The following is a 19712-nucleotide window of genomic DNA, read 5'->3' as shown; positions in this document are numbered from 1 at the left end:
TACAACAACGAGTGGGATCTAGAGCAAATCCGCAGGTTGAAGGCGCCCTTCGGCTAGCCCACGCGGTCTACCGAATGGGCAGAGAGGTGGCGCAGGGCGCGGTTCGCGGGGACGTCGGGCAGAGCGTCGAGCTGCTCCTCGACGACCTCGATATACGAGCGCACCACCCTCAGCGCCGCCTCGACCCCGCCCGTCTGCCGGATCAGCTCGATGGCGTAGGCGACGTCCTCGTCCCGCTCGAGGGGGCCGGTGAGCATGTCTCGGAGCTGCTCGCCTGCGGGGGAGTCCTCGCGCATGGCGTAGAGCACGGGGAGCGTCAACACGCCCTCGCGCAGATCCGTGCCCGGAATCTTGCCCGATTGCTCTGGGTCGGAGAAGAGGTCGATGATGTCGTCGACAATCTGGAAGATCATCCCTATCGCCCGCCCGACCGTGACGCAGCGCTCCACAACCTCGGGGCTCGCCCCCGCATGGTAGGAGCCGAGGTAGGCCGCCGAGGAGATGAGCACGGCGGTCTTTTCCTCGATCACCTTGAGGTAGTGCGCGACCGGATCCTCGCCGCGGGCGCCGATGGTCTCCCGCATCTGCCCCGTGACCAGCGTGGAGAAGGTCTCGGAGAAGTGCTTGACCGTCGCGGTGTCAATCTCGCTCATCATCTCCGAGGCGTGGGCGAACAAGATGTCGCCGGCGAGGATGGCGACGGTGTTGTTCCAGCGCGTGTTCGCGGAGGCGACGCCGCGTCGCATCTCTGCCTCGTCCATGACGTCATCGTGGTAGAGGGTGGCGAGGTGGACCATCTCGGTAATGACCGCACCCTTGATCGTGTTCTCACTGTGGGGCTGCGCCCCGAACTCGCTGCACAGCAGGGCCACGAGGGGCCGGAAGCGCTTGCCCCCGGCGGTGGCCAGGTGGGTGACCTTGTCCACCACGAAGTCTTCCCCGACCGACAACCTCGCTATGAGGAGGTCTTCGACTCGCCGCATCCCCTCGCTCACCCGCGCCGACAGCTCCGCATCGCCTAGGTCCATGGAGAAGTCGTGGCGGGGCGCCGGTGGGATCCCGTGGGTCATCGGTGTCATCCTTGGGGTGTGTCGTGTGGGTCTATCGCGGCCTTCATACGCGGTGAAGGTGCCGTATCTACGCTAGTCCACCGCCCGCCTCCACGCTGTATACGGGTCGCGTGTGCGGCGCGCCGGATGTGCGACAATGGTGCACCGTGACTAGCAGCATGGAGTTCGATGTCGCCGTCGTCGGCGCGGGCCCGGCGGGGGCCGCGGCGGCGATCTGGGCGCAGCGCGCGGGCCTTGCCACAATTCTTATCGACGCCAAACCCGCCGGCCGCGACAAGACCTGCGGCGACGGGCTCACCCCGCGCGCGGTGTCCGCCCTGCGCGAGCTCGGGATCGAGGCGCCCGCCTACCGCACCCGCGGACTGAAACTGCACGGCTTCGGCGGCTCGGTCACCGCCCCCTGGCCGGACGGCCCGTTCGGCGCGCAGGGCTCCGCCAGCCCGCGCGCGCTTTTCGACGCCTCCTTGGTCGCCGCCGCGAGAAGCGCCGGCACTCAGGTCCGCCACGACTGCCCCGCCACCGCCGTGGACGTACGCGGCGGCGCGATCGCGCGCATCGACACACCTCAGGGGGAGATCAGGCCGAAGTGGGTCATCGTCGCCGACGGGGTGCGCTCGCCGCTGGGCAAAATGCTCGGCCGAGCCTGGCACCGCGGCGAGGTCTACGGCATCGCCGCGCGATCGTACTGCACCTCTCCGCGTGCCGATGAACCATGGCTGCACTCCCACCTCGAGATGCGCGACGGCGCCGGCGCCGTGCAACCCGGCTACGGGTGGATCTTCCCGCTCGGGGGGAGCGCCGGGGCCGTCAACCTCGGCTGCGGCGCGCTGAGCACCGACGCCCGCCCGGCGAAGGTGAACACGAAGGCCCTGCTCCGCGCCTACGCCGCCGAGCGGCGCGAGGAATGGGGGCTCGGCCCGGTCACCGGCCTGACCAGCGCGCTGCTGCCGATGGGCGGGGCTGTCACGAACGTGGCGGGCCGCAACTGGGCGCTCATCGGCGACGCGGCGGCCTGCGTCAACCCGCTCAACGGTGAGGGCATCGACTACGGGCTGGAGACCGCCCGCCTGGCGGTGGACATGATCGCCGCGGCCCCCGGCGGCTTCGACCTCACGCTTGCCTGGCCCGAGATGCTGCGCCACACCTACGGGGACGCCTTCGCCCTCGCGCGCACGGCGGCCCGGCTGCTGACCTACCCCCGGTTCCTCCCCGCGGTCGGCCCCCTCGCGCTGCGCGGCCCGCTCGGTGCGAAGCTCATGCCGGCCGCCGCCCGGCTCATGGGCAACGTGGTCACGGAGTCAGACCGCGACCTCGTCTCGTGGGCGTGGCGCAAGGCCGGTCGCCTCACCCCGAAGCGCGAAACGCTCTGGGGCGTGTCGTAGGCAGCGGCGAGTGCGGCTAGCCCGGCTTGACCGCGCTGTGCAGCGCCACGATGCCGCCGCTGAGGTCTTGCCACCCGGCGTCTTCCCACCCGTTGCGGTTGATCTCGCGGGCGAGCTCCGCCTGGTGGGGCCAGGCGCGGATCGACTCAGCGAGGTAGTCGTACGCCTCGGGGTTGGAGGAGAACACCTTCGCCAGCGCCGGCAGGGCGAGCGGCAGGTAGTTTTTGTAGAGTGCGCGAAAGCCCGGCAGGTTCGGGGTGGAGAACTCGTTGACCACGAGACGCCCGCCCGGCTTGGTCACCCGCGCCATCTCTCGCAGCCCGGCGCGGAAGTCGTAGACGTTGCGCAGGCCGTAGGAGATGGTCACGGCGTCGAAGGTCTCGTCGGCGAACGGCAGGGCCATGGCGTCCCCGGCGACCTTGGGCACCGCGCGCCTCCTGCCCGCGGCGAGCATGCCTTGGGAGAAATCGCACGCCACCACCCACGCGCCGGACTTGGCCAGCTCCTCGGTGGACACGGCCGTGCCTGCCGCGAGGTCGAGCACGAGCTCGCCGGGTTTCAGCCCCAAGCGCTCCCTGGTGCGCCGACGCCAGTACTTGTCCAAGCCGAAGGAGAGCACGGTGTTGGTGAGGTCGTAGTTCTCGCCGACGTCGTCGAACATCCCCGCCACGTCGAAGGGTTTTTTCTCCAGATCAGCCTTGGCCATAAGGCACAACTCTACGCAGTTCTCGCCCCGCGCTTCCGGCGGGCCCGGCGCACCCACCCCGGCAGCGCGATGGAGCGCCCGAAGATGTGGATCGAGGTGCGGTCGTAGCCTTCGATGGCCTCCGCGTAGTAGCCCATGAGCTGCTCGCAGAGGGCGCGCCAGGTCTTGTTCGCCACGGATTCGCGCGCGTTGGCCCGAAGCTCGGCGTGGCGGGTGTCGTCGATAAGGTAGCGCACCGCGTCCACGAGGTTGCGCTCAAAGGTATCGACATCGAGGAGGAGGCCGTTGTAGCCCTCCTCGATCAGGTCGATCGGCCCGCCGGCGCGGGGGCCGATCGTGGGCACGCCGGAGGCCTGTGCCTCCTGGATCGTCTGGCAGAACGTTTCAAACTCGCCCGTGTGGACGAACAGGTCCAGGCTGGCGTAGGCGCGCGCGAGGTCGTCGCCGTAGAGCGCGCCCGTGAATACGGCGTTGGGCAGCGCTTCTTGCAGGGCCTTGCGCTCGGGCCCGTCGCCCACAACAACGATCTGGACGCCCGGCTCGGTCACCAGCGGCGCGAGGCGGTGCACGCTCTTTTCGGAGGCGAGGCGGCCGACGAACCCGACGATCTTCTTGCGCCCCGTCGGGTCCCACGTCCGGCGCAGCGTATCGGAGCGCTTCAGCGGGTGGTAGAGCGTCGTATCGACGCCTCTCCCCCAGTGCCGCACGTTGTCAACGCCGTGGCTCTCGAGGTCCCGGATCGCCGCCGAGGAGGGCGCCAGGGTGAGCTCGCAGTTATTGTGGATGTTGCGGGTCCAATCCCACGCCACGCTCGCGAGCACCCCGGCGTGGTACTGGGTGGCAAACCCCGCGACGTCGGTTTGGAATAGCCCGACGGCCGGCACCCCGAGCTGGAGCGCGGCGAACATCCCGGCGCCGCCGAGGACGAAGGGGCTGGCGAGGTGGATGACGTCCGGCTCGAAGTCCGCCAGCGCGGCGGTCACGGTCGTGGTGGGCACGCCGATGGGCAGCGAATCGACCAGCGGGATCATCACCGTGGGCACACGGACGATGGTGAAGCCGAGGTAGTCCGGTACCTCCTCCTGGAAGTCTCGGGCCCCCGGCGCGATGACGATGGCCTCGTGGCCCTCTTCCTTGAGGTATTCGAGGACCCTCAGTACCGAGTTGACCACGCCGTTGACGTTGGGCAGGAAAGACTCCGCGACGATTCCGACACGCATGGGACCAGCATCGCACACCCCGGGAGACGGCGAATAAAATGCAGGTTAATTCTTGGTGACGCGCACCACCGCAGCGTAGGCGCCCGCGGCAAGCAGAGTCGCCACGGCGGCCACCGAAAGCGCCGGGATGACCGCCAGGCCCCAGCCGCGCCCCTCGACCTTGACCACGTCGGGGTCCGTCGTCGCGTACGTCACCCACACCCGCTGCCCCTCCCCAAGCCCCGTCGGGTAGAGCAGGCCGTCGCGCGGGGAATGGTACCGGCCCTGCTCGTCCTGGTAGTCGACCGACGTGCGCAGGAGGCCGACCTGGGTGACCGTGGCCATGCCGCGCCCGGGGGCCGCGGCGATCTTCGCGTCGTTGATCGCGGGGCCGGCCACCATGGCAACGGATCCGAGCAGGGCGCAGGCGTAGAGGGCGAGGATGAGCTGGATGAGGCGGCGGCGCCAGTTGATCCCGCTCACCTGGCCAATCTCTCTGCCAACGCGCGGCGGGTCGCCCGGGTGGTGCGGGCCTCGATGATCCGGACGGGCAGTGGGTCGTCCTGGGCGTCCAAGAGGGCGTCGATAAGCTCGCGCAGGCTTAGGGCCTGCGAGTAGTGCGCCCCGTAGCCGCGTGCGATGGATGCGATATCGGCGCCGTGCGGCGTGCCGAAGGCCTCCTCGAACACCCCGCGCACCGCCGGCGCGCCGACCTCGAGCGTTTCGAAGATTCCGCCACCGTCGTCGTTGGCAACAACGATGGTGAGGTTGCTCGGGGCGTCCTGGCCGGGGCCGATGAGCAGACCGCCTGCGTCGTGCAGGAACGTGACATCGCCCACCAGGGCCACCGTCCGCGGGGCGCGGACCTCGTCCGGGTGGAGCCGCTGGGTGGCCAGCGCGACGCCGATCGCCTGCGAGACCGTGCCGTCGATCCCCGCCGCCCCGCGCGCCGCCAGGGTGGTCACGCCGTCGAAGGGAAGGCCCACCAGGCTGGCGTCGCGCACCGGGTTCGACGCACCCAGCACCAGCGTGTCGCCCACCCCGAGCGTGTCCCCGACCGCCGCGGCGACGTGGAGTCCGGTGAACCCGAAGCCATCCTCGGCGAGCGCGCCTCGCACCGTTTCGGCGCCGACCTCGCCCGCGGCGTCGCAAATCTTCACCCACGTATCGCTCGGCTGCCCGGAGACCTTCACCCGGGTACCGCGGCGGCTCGGGGCGCCGGTAAACGTCTCCGTGCGAGAGAGGCCGATGACCTCGATGTCCGGGTCTGCCAGCAGGGCCATGACATCGCGGTGCAAGGTGGGGTGACCGACCACGATGATCTGCTCCGGCTTGGTGTTTGCGGCGAAGTCCCCGCCGTCGTGGCTCACCGCCACCGACCGCTGGGCGAAAAACCGCGCCGCCAGCGGGTGCACCTGGTGGAAGGGGGTCGGCGCGGTGGGCTCCGCGATCGTCGGCACGTGCTCGAGGCCCGGCACCTCCCAGGCCTCGTCGCCGGCGACGACGAGGGTATCGCGCCCGAGGTCGACCTCCACGACGCCGTGGTCGATGCTGGGGCTCGGCTGCAACCGCCCCGGACCCACGCGGCGCGGCGCACCCACCCGTGCCGGCAGCTCGTCCGGCACCAGCGGGGTGTCGAGGGCGACGTTGATGTGGACCTGGTCGGCCTCGAACGAGATCTCGGCGCCGGGGGCATCGACCTGCTGGGTGGCGGCGTAGCGCCCGAAGATTCCCTGCTGCCAGATCGTCTGGGACGCCCCCGTGCCCACGAGCCGCGCGGGGCGGTCGGCGCTGACCACCGCGAGCGGGGTGTGGGACATATAGGCCTCGATGAGGGCGGGGTAGGCGTTGGCCACCGCGGTGCCCGACGTCATCACCACTGCGACGTGGCGGCGCTGCACGCGAGCCATGCCCAGCGCGGTAAAGGCCGCGCTGCGTTCGTCGATACGCACGTGCACCCGGATATCCTCGCGGGCAAAGAGCGCATACGCCAGGGGCGATGTGCGCGAGCCCGGGCTAAGCACGACATCGGTGACGTGCGCAGCGAGCCGGTCAACCACGTGCGTGGCTACGTCCATGCTGTCCATCTGCGCCACCTTACTGGCCGCCGCGCAGGCTCTCCAGCAGGCCGTCGAGCTCATCGCGCACATCAGGCGGAATCACCTCGGAGACCTCGCTCGGCAGCTCGCTTGGTAACTCGCTCGGCAGCTCGGAGGGCAGCTCCCGCGGGAGCGCCGGCGCGCGGCTCGCCGTCGTCGTGGCCGTCGTGGTGCTGACCTCCGTCGAGGTCACGGTGACCGTCTGCGGCGGTTTGTTGGCTTCCTCGGCCGCCCCACGCCAGAGAAACATCATGAGCACCGCAGCCGCGGTCGCCAGCGCGGCGACGAGGCCCAGCGCAATGGCCGCCGTACTCGAGCGATCCTCGCGGACCGGGCCCGCAGCGGGCTCGGGTTGCGCATAGCTGTAGTCGTATTCGGGCGCAGGCTCACGCTCGGGCTCAGGATCTGGGAAGTACTGCTGTGGCCGACGCGGCGGCTCGGGCTGGCGCCCGAATTGGCGCGTCTCGTTGTTGGGGTCTGTCGGGTCCTGTGGGTGCATGCGCAATAGCGTAGCCTGCCGCGCCCGCTATAGCGCCAGGCCGAACACCGGGACGGCAAGGAAATACGTCGCCAGCGTGATGAGCACGAGCGCGATGAGGTTGAGCCAGATCCCGCCCTTGATCATCTCGCCCATTGTGACGTAGCCGGAGGAGTAGGCGATCGCGTTCGGCGGCGTTGCCACGGGGAGCATGAAGGCGCAGGTCGCCGCAAGCGCCACGGGGATGGCCAGCAGCAAGACGTTGGCCTCACCTTGGGCAGTGAGACCGATACCGACAGCCACGCCGCCCATGATGGGCAGGAAGGTTGCCGCCGTCGCCGTATTCGAAGTCAGCTCGGTGAGGCCGAGCACGAGGGCGGAGACGGCGAGGATGAGCAGGAAGATCGGCAGCACCGCGAGGTTCTTCGCGGCCTCGCCGATCCACAGAGAGAGCCCCGTGGAGGTGAACATGGCGGAGAGGGAGAGCCCACCGCCGAAGAGGATGAGCACGTCCCACGGCACCTCGCTGGCCGTCTCCCACGTGATGATGCGCTCGCCAGATGCGTTGACGGGCACGATGAACATGGCCAGTCCCGCGATGATGCCGACGACAGCGTCGTCGTAGGGAAACTCGAGGCCGAAGTAGTCTCGCACCAGGGGAACCACAATCCACGCGAGCGCGGCGAGCGCAAAGATCACGCCGACGGCGATCTGGGCAAAAGTCCACTTCCCCAGCTTGGCAATCTCGTCGCGGATGAGCTCGCGCCCGCCCGGGATGTCGTCGACCTCGGGCCTAAACACGGTGATGAGGACCAGCCAGGCGATAACGGTAAACGCGATCGCCACCGGCATGCCCACGAGCATCCACTGCCCGAACCCGATGTCGATGCCGTGGGCCTCCTTCATGTAACCGGCCAGCAGCGCATTCGGCGGCGTGCCGATGAGCGTGCCCAAAGAGCCGATCGAGGCCGAGTACGCGATGGCGAGCATCAAGGCTGTGGCGAAGCGCTTCTGATTGGACATCCCGCCGACAGATTGAGCTGTGAGCACGAGCACGGAGACTCCGATGGGGAGCATGACCACGGCGGTCGCTGTGTTGGAGACCCACATGGACATAAACCCCGTGGCGATCATGAACCCTAAAATGATGCGCTTCGGGCTCGTGCCTACGAAAGCGACGACAGCGAGCGCCAATCGACGGTGCAGGTCCCAGCGCTGCAGGCCAAGCGCCATGAGGAAGCCACCCAAGAACAAAAAGATTGTCGACGACGCATACGGCGAGGCCACCGCAGAAAACGACGCGACCCCGGCGAGCGGGAAGACCGCGATGGGGATCAAGGCCGTGGCCGCTAGCGGGATCGCCTCCGTCATCCACCACACAGCCATGAGCACCGTGGTGGCGGCAACGACCCGCATCGCCCCCGCCGAGTACACCGCGCCCTCTTTCGCGCCCGTGGATTGGGCGACTGTGTCGGCGGCCCCCGCCGGAAAGAGCGCGAAGACCGCCCCTGCAAGGACGACACCCGCGATGAGGCCTATTGCTTGGCGACGCCACTGCCCCGCCTCGGCCACCTCAGAACCTGCCAAAGAGCTATCCATAGGCTGGATTTTACCCCTCTAGGTAGGGGAAACACTCCCCCACCCGGCGCACCCACCAGTCGCGGCGCTCACGCCGGGCGCGCAGGGAGTGCAGGCGCTCGGGGTCGGGGGTTGCGGGGGCGACCTCCACGGCACCGCCCACGATGGGGCGCGGCGCACAGACGTCCTCGGAGAAGAGGCGCTGGGTGGCCAGCCCGGCGGCCCTCGACCCGGTGAGCTTAGCGGCAACGAGCCCCGCGCTGATCCCCACTGCCGTATCCAGCGCGCTGGCCACGGTGACGTCGAGCCCGAGCTCGTGGCTGATGCGCACGAGGCGGCGCACCCCACCGAGCGGGGCGACCTTTACCACGGCGACATCCGCCGCGCCGAGGGCGGCCACGCGGTACGGGTCGGCGGCGCGGCGGATGGATTCGTCGGCGGCGATCGGGGTGTCTACCCGCGCGCGCACCGCGGCGAGCTCCTCGGCCGTGGCGCAGGGCTGCTCGATGTATTCGAGCTCGCCCAGCGCGCGCGCAGCCTCCACGGCCTGATCGACGCTCCAGCCGCGGTTAGCATCCACGCGCAGACGGGCATCCGGGCGCAGGGCGCGTACGGCGGCGACGCGGGAGAGGTCGTCGTCAAGCGACTGCCCCTTCTGCGCAACCTTGATCTTGAACGTGCGCACCCCCGGGAAGCGCTCGAGCACCGCCTCCACCTCGCCCGCTTCCACGGCCGGGACGGTGCCGTTGACCTCGACGGACCCGGTGGCCTCAGGCAGGCCCTCGAAGGCGGCCTCGATCCCGGCGGCGAGCCAGTGGGCGGACTCGGCCGGGCCGTATTCGAGAAACGGCGAGAATTCGCCCCACCCGGCGGGGCCCTCGATGAGCAGCGCCTCGCGCTGCGTCACCCCGCGAAACGGGACCGCCATGGGCAGGCTGACTACATGGGAACGTTCCACAACGTCGTCGAGGGTGGGCTTCATACTCGCCCAGGCTAGACCGGGCGCCGGCCGAGCACGAGCGAGACCGGGCCGCGCTGCAGCGAGCACGCCCCGTTGGAAGAGCACGAGCCGCACCCGGTCGTCGGGCAGGAGGCACCGAGGCGCTCGCGGGTGAGCTGCCCCATCGCCTCGAGGCGCTCGATGACGGCATCGACAGTCGTGCGCTCAAGCCCCGTGCGCCGCGCGATGTCCTCGCGCCCGAGCGCCCCGCCGCGGATCGCCTCCATCACCTGCGACATCGGCCCCACCTACAGCACCACCTTGAGCACGTTAAACACCGCGACCGCCAGCAGCCACGCCGTTGCCAGCTGCGCGCACAGCCCCGCCAGCGTCCAGCGCAGCCCGATCTCGCGGCGCTGCGCGGCCAGCGTGGCAACGCACGGCGTATACGCCAAGAGGAAGACCATGAACGCCCACACCGCGGCAATAGGGTGGCCCCCGGAGGCCGCGGCGAAGTCTTCGCGCACCCGCGCAGCGAGCGCCGAGGAGCCCTGGTCCGCGGCCGCCAGGCCGGAGGGATCCTCCAGCGAGTAGGTCTGCGCCCAGCTGGAGATCACGGCTTCCTTGGCCACGAACCCGGTGATGAGCGGGCCGGTGAGGGACCACGAGCCGAACCCCGCAGGCTCAAAGACGGGTGCGATCGCCCCGGCGACCGAGCCGTAGACAGAATCCTCGGGGGCAACCTCGCCGAAGGCCGCGCCGGGCTGCGCGGGGGTCGACTGCAGGGCCCACACGACAACGACAGTGGCGACGATGATCTTCCCAGCTGTCTCAAGGAAGCCACGCAGCCGCGCCCACATCACCGTCAGCGCCAGCCGCGGGGTCGGCCACTGGTACGTCGGCAGGTCGATGACCAGGGGATCGGATCCCATCCGGCGCCACAGGGTGGTGCGCATGGCAAGGCCGGCGGCGACGACCAAGAGGATGGAGATGACGTACATGGCAAACACGACGGTTCCGGAGTGCCGGGGGAAAAACGTCGCCGCGAGCATGACGTAGACGGTCAGGCGCGCGGAGCAGGAGGTAAACGGCACGAGCAGCGCCGTCATGAGCCGCTGGCGCGGGTCCGCGAGCACGCGGGTCGCCGAGATCGCCGGGACGTTGCAGCCAAAGCCCACGATCAGCGGGATAAACGCCTTGCCGGGCAGGCCGATGGTGCGCATGAGTCGATCGGCGACGACCGCCGCGCGCGCCATGTAGCCGGAGTCCTCGAGCACGGCCAGACACAAAAACATCAAGGCCATCAGCGGAACAAAGGTGAGCACCATCCCGACCCCGCCGATGAGCCCGTCGACGACGAGGCCGCGCAGCCAGTCCACGTCGGGCAGCACAGACTCCGCGGCGGCGGAGACCGGTCCAGAGAAGAAGGCATCCAAGCCGTCCTGTAGGGGCGCCGCGACGGTGGTGGTGACCTGGAAGACGCACCACATGGCGAAGAGGAAGACGAGGGGGCCGGCGACCGGGTGCAGGGCGAGGCGGTCGACCCGCTCCGTGAGCGTGACACGGGGTTCGTTGCGCACGGTCGCCGCGGAGACTGCGGCATCGACCCAGGCGAAGCGGGCGTCGGCACGCGCGAGCTCGTCACCGCATTCCGGGGGGAGGGCGCGGGCGGTGCGCGGAGGTTGCTCAAGGCTGGCGGTGACCGCCTCGGCCAGGCCCGCCAGTTCGCGGCGGCGCGGGTCGACCGCTACCACGGGCAGGCCGAGGGAGCGCGAGAGCGTATCGACGTCATATTCGACCCCGCCCGCGGCCGCCACGTCGCTCTTCGTCAACACGACGATGAGCCGGTAGGGGTGCTCCGCCACCTGCGCGGCGAGGTAGAGGCCGCGCGCGATGTTGGCGGCGTCGACGGCGACGAGCACCACATCGGGGCGCTCGTCCGGGTCCCGCCCGATGAGCAGCTCGCGGGTGAGCTCCTCGTCGGGGCTGACCGGGTCGAGGGAATAGCTGCCCGGGAGGTCGCAGACGGTAAGGGCGCGGCCGCCCGGGATGCGCCACGAGCCGCGGGCCACCTCCACGGACGTGCCCGGCCAGTTACCCATCTTCACGTTTGCGCCGGTCAGCGCGTTAAAGAGCGTGGATTTCCCCGCGTTCGGGGCGCCGACGAGCGCGACGACCGGCGCGCCCGCGGCAACAGCATCGAGCGGGGATCCGGCACCGTGGCAGGAAGGTGCCGCGGTGAGTACCTTGCGCGCCACCGCTTATGCCGCGCTGACGGTGATCGAGCGCAGCGCCTGCGCGCCGAGCGCGTAGCGGTGGGCACCCACGCTGACGATGCGCCCGCCGCCTGAGGTCTTCTGCACCACCGTCACGCTGGCCCCGGGGCGCATCCCGAGCTCGCGCAGGCGCCGCGAGCCGCGGGGGTCGAAGGTGTCACCGCCGATGATGGCGCGGGCGCCGACGGGGACGTCGACAAGCAAGGCCTGCCGGTGCGCGGCCGGAACAGGGGTGTGGGCAAATCGCATGGCGCTTACTCTAAGCCTTCGCCACATAGGTAAGCAATACCTAACACACACTTTCGCAACAGAAGCATTGCGAAAATCATCACACCCGGCTGGTCGACCCCTCGTAGGATAATGCCCATGCACTACTCCACCGAGCAGCCCTTCGACCCCTCCCAGTGGGACGTCGTCGAAGGCTTCGACTTCACCGACATCACCTACCACCGCCACAACGGCGGCGGGCGCGAAAACGGCATCGCGCGCATCGCGTTTGACCGCCCCGAGGTGCGCAACGCCTTTCGCCCACACACGGTCGACGAGCTCTACCGGGCGCTCGACCACGCGCGGCGCGACCCCACGGTGGGCACGGTGTTACTCACCGGCAACGGGCCCTCGCCGAAAGACGGCGGCTGGGCGTTTTGCTCCGGCGGGGACCAGCGCATCCGCGGCCGCTCGGGATACCAGTACGCGACCGACGCGGGCGAGGTCGACGCCGCCCGCGCCAAGGCGGAGGGCGGGCGCCTGCACATCCTCGAGGTGCAAAGGCTCATCCGCACCATGCCGAAGGTGGTCATCGCCGTGGTGGGCGGCTGGGCGGCCGGCGGCGGGCACTCGCTCCACGTCGTGTGCGACCTGACCATCGCATCACGCCAGGAGGCCCGCTTCAAGCAGACGGATGCCGACGTCGGGTCCTTCGACGCCGGCTACGGCTCGGCTTACCTGGCAAAGATGGTCGGGCAGAAGTTCGCCCGCGAGATCTTCTTCCTCGGCCGCACCTACACCGCCGAAGAGATGCAGCGCATGGGCGCGGTCAACATCGTCGCCGACCACGGCCGGCTCGAGGAGGAGGCGATAACCGCCGCCCGCGAGATCAACACCAAGTCCCCCACCGCGCAGCGCATGCTGAAGTTCGCGTTCAACCTCACTGACGACGGCCTCATGGGCCAGCAGGTCTTCGCCGGCGAGGCGACCCGCCTGGCCTACATGACCGACGAGGCCGTGGAGGGCCGCGACTCCTTCCTGCAGAAGCGGGCGCCGAACTGGGAAGAGTTCCCGTACTACTACTAGCTTTGATATCTATGACACGGCGAATCCTATTCCCCCTCACCCTGGCGGCCGCGGCGGCCCTGTCCGCGTGCGCCAGCGACAAACCGACCCCGCGCCCGGCCAGCCCGCTGACGGTCGTCTCCTCGGCCAGCGCCGCTTCCAGCGCGACCAAAAGCACGCCAGCGAGCGCGGCCGAAAGCGCGCCCGCGAGCACCACCGCGCACGCCGCCGCGCCGCAGGAGCCCGTCCGCGCCGCCTACTCCGCCGCGCTGGACCACCCGGGGGACTTCCCGCCGAGCCCGGCCGCGCAGTTCGATCCGACCGGGACGTACTCCTATGCGCTCGTGGAGGCGACGGGGGACTCCTCGCCCGAGCTGCTGCTCCGGATCGACAGCAGGGGCTTTTCCCCGGTCATCGTGTTGACGATCGAGGGCGGCCGAGCGGTCGCGTCCACCGACAACATCATCGACGGGCAGGCCACCGCCGGCGGCTCCTTCTCCAAGATCTTTGCCTCCCGGGAGGGACGCGGGATCTACCAGGTCGACGGGCACTCCATACAAACCGCCGCCCAGAGCCAGCGCTTCGTGCTGCAGGGGCGCTCGCTGGCCACCGACGGGCCCGCCGTCGGCTTTACCAAGGACGTCAACCCGCCGGCGGACCAGGTCCCGTTGACCTGGTTCGGCATCAACGACCGCTCCGGGCTGGATACCGTCCAGGGCCGCGGCTAGGCCGGCCACGATCGAGCCCGACTACCATCGACCCCCGTGCACAACCTGGAGATCCTCGCCGTCGACCCGCGCGACCCGCTCGCGATTCTGCCCGACCTCGAAGAGGCCCTCTCCGGGCGGCGCAGCCTACTCCCCGTCCCTCTCGACGACCCGGCGCGCGCGAACCTGCTGCGCAACACGATGGGCGTCGGTGAGCCCATCGACGAGGACATCGCCGCGGTCGTGTCCACCTCCGGCTCGACCGGGCGGCCGAAGGGCGCCGAGCTGACAGCGGCCAACCTCGTCGCCAGCGCGGACGCCACGCACCAACGCCTCGGCGGGCAGGGCCAGTGGCTGCTTGCCATGCCGGCGTGCTACATCGCGGGCCTGCAGGTGCTGGTACGCGCCCTCGTCGCCGGGGTAGAGCCGGCTGCGCTCGACCTGTCTCGGGGGTTTGTGATCGCCGATTTCGCCGCGCGCGCCCGCGAGATCGCGGATACGGGGGACCGGTGCTACACCGCACTGACTCCTCTGCAGCTGGCGAAGGCGACCTCGAGCCTGGAGGGCATCGAGGCGCTGAGGCTTTTCGACTCCGTCCTCGTCGGCGGCGCGGCGACCAACCCCGCCCTGCTCGAATCCGCACGCAAGCTGCGCATCAACGTCGTGACCACCTACGGGTCCTCCGAAACCTCCGGCGGCTGCGTCTACGACGGCCGGCCCATCCCCGGCGCGCGCGTCCGCATCTCCGGCGGGCGGATTGTCCTCGGCGGCCCGATGGTCGCGCGCGGCTACCGCAATGCGCCCGGCCACGAGGCGTTTTCCGAACCCGGCTGGTTTGCCACCTCCGACGCGGGCTCGCTCGACGGCGCCCACTTGACCGTCTCCGGCCGGCTCGACAACGTCATCGACTCCGGCGGCTTCAAGCTCCACCCCGAAGTTCTCGAGGACGCCATGCTGCGCGTCCCCGGCGTGACCGCCGCGTGCGTCGTGGGGGTCCCCGACGAGCGTTTCGGCCAGCGCATCTGCGCCGCCTACGTGGGCTCCGCCGATGTGGCGACGCTCATGGACGGGCTCGCGGACCTGCCGCGCTGGCAGGTGCCGAAGGACATCACGCTCCTGCCCGCTCTGCCGACGCTGGGCCCGGGCAAGGTCGACCGCGCGGCCGTGGCCGCGCTCTTCTAGCCCCGCGCTAACCCGACCGGCGCACGGCGATATCGTCCGCTTTGGTCGCCCCGATGGGGAACTCCCCGCCGCCCGCGCGAACCTGGATAAGCCCGGCGGTGGCCGCGCTTAAGACCTCGAGCGTGTCCCCGGGGCTGACCCCGTGGCGCTGGAGGTAGCGCAGAAGTTCCGGGTCGGCGTCGTTGACCTGCTCGAAGACGACTTTGTCGCCCGGCGCGACGTCCCCGAGGCGCATCTTTGACAGCGGCTCCGCGGTGCCGTCGGCAGTGGGGATGGGGTCGCCGTGGGGGTCTCGGGAGGGGTGGCCCAAAAAGGCGTCGACACGCGAGAGGAAGCGATCGCTCACGGCGTGCTCGAGCATGTCTGCCTCTTCGTGCACCTCGTCCCAGGAGTAGCCGAGGGTTCTCACCAGGAGGGTCTCGATGAGACGGTGGCGCCGCACGACGCCGACGGCGAGCGTGCGGCCGGGGTCTGCGAGCCGGACGCCGGCGTATTTTTCGTGCTCGACAAGGCCCTGCGCCGCGAGCCTCTTGACCGCCTCGGAGGCCGTGGGGAGCTTTTGCCCCGTGGCCTTGGCGAGCTCGCCAAGTGGGATCGGCGCGCCGAGGCCGTGGCGCTCCTCGTAGTTCCACATCACCTTGAGGTAGTCCTGCGTGCGCTCCGGCAGTTGGCGAAGGTGCATGAAGTCATCCTAGCTGGCGCCTTGCCGGGCGGGGGACGCGCGGCTACGCTCCCAAGTGTTCATTTCAATGAACTTTTGCTTCCATCTAACTGAAAGAAGGTGCGATGTCTCGCCTTGTCCCCCTCCTCCTCGCGCTCGTGCTCGGCCTCGCCGGGTGCGCGCCCGCTACTGACGACGCCCAGCACGGGGCCTTAAAGATCTTCGCCACGACCGGCTACCTCGCCGACGCCGCCCGCAACATCGCCCCCGACGCCGAGATCACCACCATGGTCGGCCCCGGCGGGGACCCGCACACCTACCAGCCAACGACCAAAGACCTCGAGACGATGCGCGATAGCGACCTCGTCGTGTGGAACGGCCTGCACCTCGAGGCCCACATGATCGACCAGCTCGAATCGCTCGGCGACAAGCAGCTCGAGGTGGGCACCAAGGTCGATTCCGGCGAGCTGCTGCCGTGGCCCGACCAGCCGGGCGCGGGAGAGAAGCTCTACGATCCCCACATCTGGAACAGCCCCGCGCTGTGGTCCCAGGTCGTCGACGCCATCGGCGCGAAGCTCGGCGAGATCGACCCAGAGCGCGCGCCCGAGTACGCCGCAGCCGCGGAGTCGTACAAGGGAGAGATCGCCGCGTCGGCGCAGCGCGCGCAGGAGGCCCTCGCCACGGTCCACCCGCGGATCCTCATCACCGGCCACGACGCGTTTAACTATTTTGGCAAGACCTTCGGCTTCGAGGTGTTCGCCACCGACTTCGTGACCACGGAGGCCGCGAAATCCCCGGCCCAGATCTCCGCGCTGGCGGATACGATCGCGCACGAGAAGGTGCCGGTGATCTTCCACGACAACCAGGCCAACCCGCAGGCCATCGACGCGCTGAAGGAGGCCGTGCGGTCCCGGGGCTGGGAGGTGGAGGTCTCCGATGCCGAGCTCTTCGCCGACACCCTGGGCCCCACCCCGCCGACGGATACCTACCTGGGTGCCTTTGAGCACAACGCCAACGTCGTCGCGGAGGCGCTCGCCTGATGCTCACAATCGACCACCTCACGGCCGGCTACGGCCGCCGCGTCGTGCTTGACGACATCAGCGTGGAGTTCCGCCCGGGTCGCATCGCCGGCCTCGTCGGCGCGAACGGGTCCGGCAAATCAACGCTGCTCAAGGCCGCCGTCGGCCTCATCGAGGCCCCCGGCGCGCGCATCGAGGCCAGCGGGCGGATCGGGTACATGCCGCAGCACGCGGAGATCGACTGGGACTTCCCCGCCACGCTTTTCGACGTCGCTCTCATGGGCCGCACCGGCCACCTCGCCTGGTGGCAGTGGCCGGGGCGCGAGGATAGGGCGGCCGCTGCGGCCGCACTGATGCGCGTTGGCCTCCAGGACAAAGCGAACGACCCGATTAGCGCCTTATCCGGCGGGCAGCGCCAGCGCACGCTGCTGGCCCGCGCGCTCGCCTCCGAGCCGGAGATTCTCATTCTGGACGAGCCTTTCGCGGGCGTCGATAAGCTGAGCCAAGACACGATCGTCGGCGTCCTGCGCGAGCTGCGCGAGAGCCTGACCACCATCGTGCTCGTGCACCACAACCTCGCCGAGGTCGCGGAGTTCTGCGACGACGTCGTGCTGCTCGGCCCCGACGGCATCATCGCGGCGGGTGAGACGGCATGCACGCTTGATGATGCCGCCGTGGCCACGCTGTTCTCCCTCCCCGGAGCGGCATCATGACCCCCGCGGACATTCTCGGCGACTACACCTACGCGCACACACTCACCGGCACCGTCACCATCGGCGCGTGCGCCGGGGCGCTGGGCCCCCTCGTCTACCTGCGCCGCCGAGCGCTTCTTGCCGACGCCATCTCGCACGCCAGCCTGCCTGGCCTCGTCGCCGCGTTCACCGCCGCTGCCCTGCTCGGGCTCAACGGCCGCAGCATCCCGCTGCTGCTCTGCGGGGCGATGGCGGCCGGATTCCTCGCCGTGCGCGCGATCGACCTGCTCCCCCGCATCGCCCCGATCCCCGCCGACGCCGCGATCGCGGCGGTGCTCACCACCTTCTTCTCCGCCGGGCAGCTCGGCATGCAGTACGTCTCGCGCACCCCGCTGCCGGGCAAGGCCGGGATCGAGGGGTTCCTCCTCGGCAACGCCGCCTCGCTCACCCGCGCCGACATCGTATCGACGCTCCTGGTCTGCGCCGCGGTGCTCGTCGCGCTCGCCGCCGTGCACCACCGCCAAGTCTCCTCTGTCTTTGACGCCCAGTTCGCACAGGTCTTAGGCCTGCGCCCGACCATCTACGGCAGCCTCGCGCTATTTGCGCTGACCGTGGTGACGGTGGTGGGCATCAAGGTCGTCGGCGTCGTGCTCATGATCGCGGTCGTGATCAGCCCGGCCGCCGCCGCGCGCCAATGGGTCACGAGGGTCCCGGCCTTCATCGCCGCCGCCGCGGCCATCGGTGCGCTCAGCTCCGCGGCGGGCTCCTATCTTTCCATCGCCCACTCGATCCCGACGGGCCCGGCCATCGTCATGGTGCAGTTCGGCATCGTCGCGGTGTGCTTCGCCTGCTCGCCGCGCAGGAAGGCGGTGGCCGCATGACGCTCGCTGCATCCGCCTGCATCCTCGCCGTGGCCACCGCGCTGGCCTGCGCAATCCCCGGTACGTTTGTGGTGCTCAACAAGGAATCAATGGTCATCGACGGCATCGGGCACGCCGTGCTGCCCGGCATCGCGGTGGGATACATGTTCACCGGGGACCTCGGCTCCCCCGTGCTCACGGTCACGGCGGCGCTCGGGGCTCTCGCGGTAGCGCTGGGGACCCAATGTCTGCGCCGCAGCGGCCTCGTCTCCTCCGACGCCGCGCTTGGCCTGGTCTTCCCGGCGATGTTCTCCTTCGGCGTGATCCTCATCAGCGCGCGCTTAAGCCACGTCCACCTCGACGTCCACGCGGTGTTGGTGGGGGACGTCAACCTCGTCGCGCTCACCTCGCCCGGCTACGCCGGGACCCTGTTCGCCATCGCCGCGGTGAACCTCGCGTTCGTGCTCGTCTTTCTCCCGCGCCTGACGGCGTGCGCGTTCGACGCGCCTTTCGCCCGGGTCAGCGGGGTTGGCGTCGGCGCGCTCCACACCGCGTTTATGGCTCTCGTGGCGCTGACCGCCAGCGCAGCGTTCCACACAGCGGGAGCGATGCTCGTCATCGCGCTGATGGTGCTCCCCGTCGTCTGCGCGCGGCTCACGTGTCGACGCCTCACCCACCTCATCCCACTTACCTGCGCGATCGCCCTCGCGAACGCGCTGGTGGGATTCTGGTGCGCCTACCACCTCAACCTCGCGACCTCGCCGTCCATCGCCCTGGCGAACGCGCTGCTTCTGTGCGCGCTTCTTATCCCGCGCTTCCGGGCTCGGGCTCGGCTAGCAGCTTAGCGACGTCCGCTGGCCCATACGTCGCCGCAATCTGCAGGTCATTTCCGCCGCCGCGGAGGTTTTCCCGCACCAGTGCCCTGCGCTGAGACCCCGGCACGATGGAGAACTCCCGCGGGTGGGGAAAGACCTGGCGCACCCGGTGCCCGGAGCGCAGTGCGCAGGCGTTGAGCCACACGTCGTCGGCACGAGGCGCGTGGTGGAGAAACTCCGTTCCCAGCGAGGCAACGTAATCGACCATCGCCGGCGGGTACGCCACGCCGGAGACCCCCGTGGAGAAGTGCAGGTGCGACGGAGCGGTGGTGCGGACTTGCCTCCAGCGCCGGTAGCGCTCGATCTCACCGCCCGTGGTGACGATGCGATGCGCGCGGTAAGCCACCACCGAACCCGGGTCGGCCTGCGCGGCGTTGAGTAGCTTCTCGACAAACCACCGCGGGTACATCATGTCGTCGTCAATCGTAATCACACGCGTGTCAGTCCCAGCACACTCCGCGAACGTGCCAAAATACTTCGTGTGTGGACCAAAAGCACCGTCCGAACAACGTACCTGAAGTCCCCGATCAACCAGACCCTTCAACGCTCTCGGCCACTCCGACTCGAAATCGCCCCGATCGAGCCAAAGATGCACTGGGAGCAGCTGCGTGCCCAGCAAGAGCGACGAAATTGCAGCCACCGCAGACGAGATTCGCTCGCCGTGAGTAGTCAAGGATACGACCACGTCGCCCTCCTGCGGAAACGACAGAGGCGAA

At 69.6% G+C, this 19712-nt stretch carries 21 protein-coding genes; 8 read left to right on the top strand and 13 right to left on the bottom strand.

What is annotated here, in order from left to right; genetic code table 11:
- Positions 1 to 53 precede the first annotated feature (53 nt).
- The gene (locus C3E79_RS01540; protein ID WP_108403327.1) at positions 54 to 1070 is read right to left on the bottom strand and encodes a polyprenyl synthetase family protein; all 1017 of its coding nucleotides are present in this window, start codon (positions 1068 to 1070) and stop codon (positions 54 to 56) included.
- Positions 1071 to 1228: 158 nt separating this feature from the next.
- On the opposite strand from C3E79_RS01540, the gene C3E79_RS01535 reads away from it, so the two are divergent.
- A complete protein-coding gene (locus tag C3E79_RS01535; protein ID WP_108403326.1) occupies positions 1229 to 2452 on the top strand; it encodes a geranylgeranyl reductase family protein in 1224 nt (407 codons plus the stop codon).
- Between the two features lie 16 nt (positions 2453 to 2468).
- On the opposite strand, the gene C3E79_RS01530 is transcribed toward C3E79_RS01535, so the two are convergent.
- The 10 genes from C3E79_RS01530 to C3E79_RS01485 are packed head-to-tail and all read right to left on the bottom strand — an operon-like array spanning position 2469 to position 11977.
- Entirely contained in the window at positions 2469 to 3158 is a 690-nt protein-coding gene (locus C3E79_RS01530) for a demethylmenaquinone methyltransferase (RefSeq protein ID WP_108403325.1), read from the bottom strand.
- 11 nt (positions 3159 to 3169) lie between these two features.
- The gene (locus C3E79_RS01525; protein WP_108403324.1) at positions 3170 to 4378 is read right to left on the bottom strand and encodes a glycosyltransferase family 4 protein; all 1209 of its coding nucleotides are present in this window, start codon (positions 4376 to 4378) and stop codon (positions 3170 to 3172) included.
- Between the two features lie 45 nt (positions 4379 to 4423).
- Positions 4424 to 4831, bottom strand: a complete 408-nt coding sequence (locus C3E79_RS01520; RefSeq protein WP_412778847.1) for a DUF3592 domain-containing protein — start codon at positions 4829 to 4831, stop codon at positions 4424 to 4426.
- 5 nt (positions 4832 to 4836) lie between these two features.
- Complete coding sequence (menD, locus tag C3E79_RS01515) at positions 4837 to 6444, bottom strand: 2-succinyl-5-enolpyruvyl-6-hydroxy-3-cyclohexene-1-carboxylic-acid synthase (RefSeq protein WP_108403322.1); 1608 nt, start codon at positions 6442 to 6444, stop codon at positions 4837 to 4839.
- Between the two features lie 10 nt (positions 6445 to 6454).
- Positions 6455 to 6955, bottom strand: a complete 501-nt coding sequence (locus tag C3E79_RS01510; RefSeq protein WP_108403321.1) for a hypothetical protein — start codon at positions 6953 to 6955, stop codon at positions 6455 to 6457.
- A 27-nt stretch (positions 6956 to 6982) separates the two neighbouring features.
- Complete coding sequence (locus C3E79_RS01505) at positions 6983 to 8533, bottom strand: SLC13 family permease (protein ID WP_108403320.1); 1551 nt, start codon at positions 8531 to 8533, stop codon at positions 6983 to 6985.
- 10 nt (positions 8534 to 8543) lie between these two features.
- Positions 8544 to 9494 (bottom strand): o-succinylbenzoate synthase, encoded by a 951-nt coding sequence (locus tag C3E79_RS01500; RefSeq protein ID WP_108403319.1) that lies wholly within the window; start codon positions 9492 to 9494, stop codon positions 8544 to 8546.
- 11 nt (positions 9495 to 9505) lie between these two features.
- A complete protein-coding gene (locus C3E79_RS01495) occupies positions 9506 to 9751 on the bottom strand; it encodes a FeoC-like transcriptional regulator (protein WP_235840552.1) in 246 nt (81 codons plus the stop codon).
- Positions 9752 to 9760: 9 nt separating this feature from the next.
- Positions 9761 to 11710, bottom strand: coding sequence for a ferrous iron transport protein B (feoB, locus tag C3E79_RS01490; protein WP_108403317.1), 1950 nt, complete (start codon positions 11708 to 11710; stop codon positions 9761 to 9763).
- Between the two features lie 3 nt (positions 11711 to 11713).
- Entirely contained in the window at positions 11714 to 11977 is a 264-nt protein-coding gene (locus C3E79_RS01485; protein ID WP_108403316.1) for a FeoA family protein, read from the bottom strand.
- Between the two features lie 117 nt (positions 11978 to 12094).
- On the opposite strand from C3E79_RS01485, the gene C3E79_RS01480 reads away from it, so the two are divergent.
- Genes C3E79_RS01480 through menE form a run of 3 tightly spaced genes read left to right on the top strand, consistent with a single transcriptional unit; the run spans position 12095 to position 14889 of the window.
- Positions 12095 to 13021, top strand: a complete 927-nt coding sequence (locus tag C3E79_RS01480) for a 1,4-dihydroxy-2-naphthoyl-CoA synthase (protein WP_108403315.1) — start codon at positions 12095 to 12097, stop codon at positions 13019 to 13021.
- A gap of 11 nt (positions 13022 to 13032) precedes the next feature.
- Positions 13033 to 13728, top strand: a complete 696-nt coding sequence (locus C3E79_RS01475) for a hypothetical protein (RefSeq protein WP_108403314.1) — start codon at positions 13033 to 13035, stop codon at positions 13726 to 13728.
- A gap of 36 nt (positions 13729 to 13764) precedes the next feature.
- The gene (menE, locus tag C3E79_RS01470) at positions 13765 to 14889 is read left to right on the top strand and encodes an o-succinylbenzoate--CoA ligase (protein ID WP_108403313.1); all 1125 of its coding nucleotides are present in this window, start codon (positions 13765 to 13767) and stop codon (positions 14887 to 14889) included.
- 7 nt (positions 14890 to 14896) lie between these two features.
- Here the strand turns inward: menE and C3E79_RS01465 are convergent, their stop codons facing one another.
- The gene (locus C3E79_RS01465; RefSeq protein ID WP_108403312.1) at positions 14897 to 15571 is read right to left on the bottom strand and encodes a metal-dependent transcriptional regulator; all 675 of its coding nucleotides are present in this window, start codon (positions 15569 to 15571) and stop codon (positions 14897 to 14899) included.
- Positions 15572 to 15675: 104 nt separating this feature from the next.
- On the opposite strand from C3E79_RS01465, the gene C3E79_RS01460 reads away from it, so the two are divergent.
- The 4 genes from C3E79_RS01460 to C3E79_RS01445 are packed head-to-tail and all read left to right on the top strand — an operon-like array spanning position 15676 to position 18966.
- Positions 15676 to 16590 carry a metal ABC transporter substrate-binding protein gene (locus C3E79_RS01460; RefSeq protein ID WP_108403311.1) on the top strand — a complete coding sequence of 305 codons (915 nt, stop codon included), beginning with the start codon at positions 15676 to 15678 and terminating at the stop codon, positions 16588 to 16590.
- Entirely contained in the window at positions 16590 to 17282 is a 693-nt protein-coding gene (locus C3E79_RS01455) for a metal ABC transporter ATP-binding protein (RefSeq protein WP_108403310.1), read from the top strand. The genes C3E79_RS01460 and C3E79_RS01455 overlap by 1 nt, the downstream gene beginning before the upstream one ends.
- Positions 17279 to 18142, top strand: coding sequence for a metal ABC transporter permease (locus tag C3E79_RS01450; RefSeq protein WP_108403309.1), 864 nt, complete (start codon positions 17279 to 17281; stop codon positions 18140 to 18142). Before C3E79_RS01455 ends, C3E79_RS01450 begins: the two co-directional genes overlap by 4 nt.
- Positions 18139 to 18966, top strand: a complete 828-nt coding sequence (locus C3E79_RS01445; protein ID WP_108404997.1) for a metal ABC transporter permease — start codon at positions 18139 to 18141, stop codon at positions 18964 to 18966. Before C3E79_RS01450 ends, C3E79_RS01445 begins: the two co-directional genes overlap by 4 nt.
- Here C3E79_RS01445 and C3E79_RS11540 read toward each other — a convergent pair.
- Positions 18926 to 19429 carry a hypothetical protein gene (locus tag C3E79_RS11540; protein WP_235840553.1) on the bottom strand — a complete coding sequence of 168 codons (504 nt, stop codon included), beginning with the start codon at positions 19427 to 19429 and terminating at the stop codon, positions 18926 to 18928. The two genes, C3E79_RS01445 and C3E79_RS11540, sit on opposite strands and share 41 nt — an antisense overlap.
- Between the last annotated feature and the right edge of the window lie 283 nt (positions 19430 to 19712).

The sequence above is a fragment of the Corynebacterium liangguodongii genome, from assembly GCF_003070865.1.
GTDB classification, from domain to species: domain Bacteria; phylum Actinomycetota; class Actinomycetes; order Mycobacteriales; family Mycobacteriaceae; genus Corynebacterium; species Corynebacterium liangguodongii.
Note: the sequence above shows the minus strand (reverse complement) of the source record. Positions and strands in the feature narration are given on the sequence as shown.

Excerpts from the sequence above, each read along its gene's own strand:
- C3E79_RS01525 (WP_108403324.1), bottom strand. The coding sequence starts at position 4,378 with ATGCGTGTCGGAATCGTCGCGGAGTCTTTCCTGCCCAACGTCAACGGC.
- C3E79_RS01465 (WP_108403312.1), bottom strand. The coding sequence starts at position 15,571 with ATGCACCTTCGCCAACTGCCGGAGCGCACGCAGGACTACCTCAAGGTG.
- C3E79_RS01475 (WP_108403314.1), top strand. The coding sequence starts at position 13,033 with ATGACACGGCGAATCCTATTCCCCCTCACCCTGGCGGCCGCGGCGGCC.
- C3E79_RS01540 (WP_108403327.1), bottom strand. The coding sequence starts at position 1,070 with ATGACCCACGGGATCCCACCGGCGCCCCGCCACGACTTCTCCATGGAC.
- C3E79_RS01450 (WP_108403309.1), top strand. The coding sequence starts at position 17,279 with ATGACCCCCGCGGACATTCTCGGCGACTACACCTACGCGCACACACTC.
- C3E79_RS01485 (WP_108403316.1), bottom strand. The coding sequence starts at position 11,977 with ATGCGATTTGCCCACACCCCTGTTCCGGCCGCGCACCGGCAGGCCTTG.
- C3E79_RS01480 (WP_108403315.1), top strand. The coding sequence starts at position 12,095 with ATGCACTACTCCACCGAGCAGCCCTTCGACCCCTCCCAGTGGGACGTC.
- C3E79_RS01455 (WP_108403310.1), top strand. The coding sequence starts at position 16,590 with ATGCTCACAATCGACCACCTCACGGCCGGCTACGGCCGCCGCGTCGTG.
- C3E79_RS01500 (WP_108403319.1), bottom strand. The coding sequence starts at position 9,494 with ATGAAGCCCACCCTCGACGACGTTGTGGAACGTTCCCATGTAGTCAGC.
- C3E79_RS01505 (WP_108403320.1), bottom strand. The coding sequence starts at position 8,533 with ATGGATAGCTCTTTGGCAGGTTCTGAGGTGGCCGAGGCGGGGCAGTGG.
- C3E79_RS01495 (WP_235840552.1), bottom strand. The coding sequence starts at position 9,751 with ATGTCGCAGGTGATGGAGGCGATCCGCGGCGGGGCGCTCGGGCGCGAG.
- C3E79_RS01460 (WP_108403311.1), top strand. The coding sequence starts at position 15,676 with ATGTCTCGCCTTGTCCCCCTCCTCCTCGCGCTCGTGCTCGGCCTCGCC.
- menD (WP_108403322.1), bottom strand. The coding sequence starts at position 6,444 with ATGGACAGCATGGACGTAGCCACGCACGTGGTTGACCGGCTCGCTGCG.
- C3E79_RS01530 (WP_108403325.1), bottom strand. The coding sequence starts at position 3,158 with ATGGCCAAGGCTGATCTGGAGAAAAAACCCTTCGACGTGGCGGGGATG.
- C3E79_RS01510 (WP_108403321.1), bottom strand. The coding sequence starts at position 6,955 with ATGCACCCACAGGACCCGACAGACCCCAACAACGAGACGCGCCAATTC.
- C3E79_RS01445 (WP_108404997.1), top strand. The coding sequence starts at position 18,139 with ATGACGCTCGCTGCATCCGCCTGCATCCTCGCCGTGGCCACCGCGCTG.
- C3E79_RS01535 (WP_108403326.1), top strand. The coding sequence starts at position 1,229 with ATGGAGTTCGATGTCGCCGTCGTCGGCGCGGGCCCGGCGGGGGCCGCG.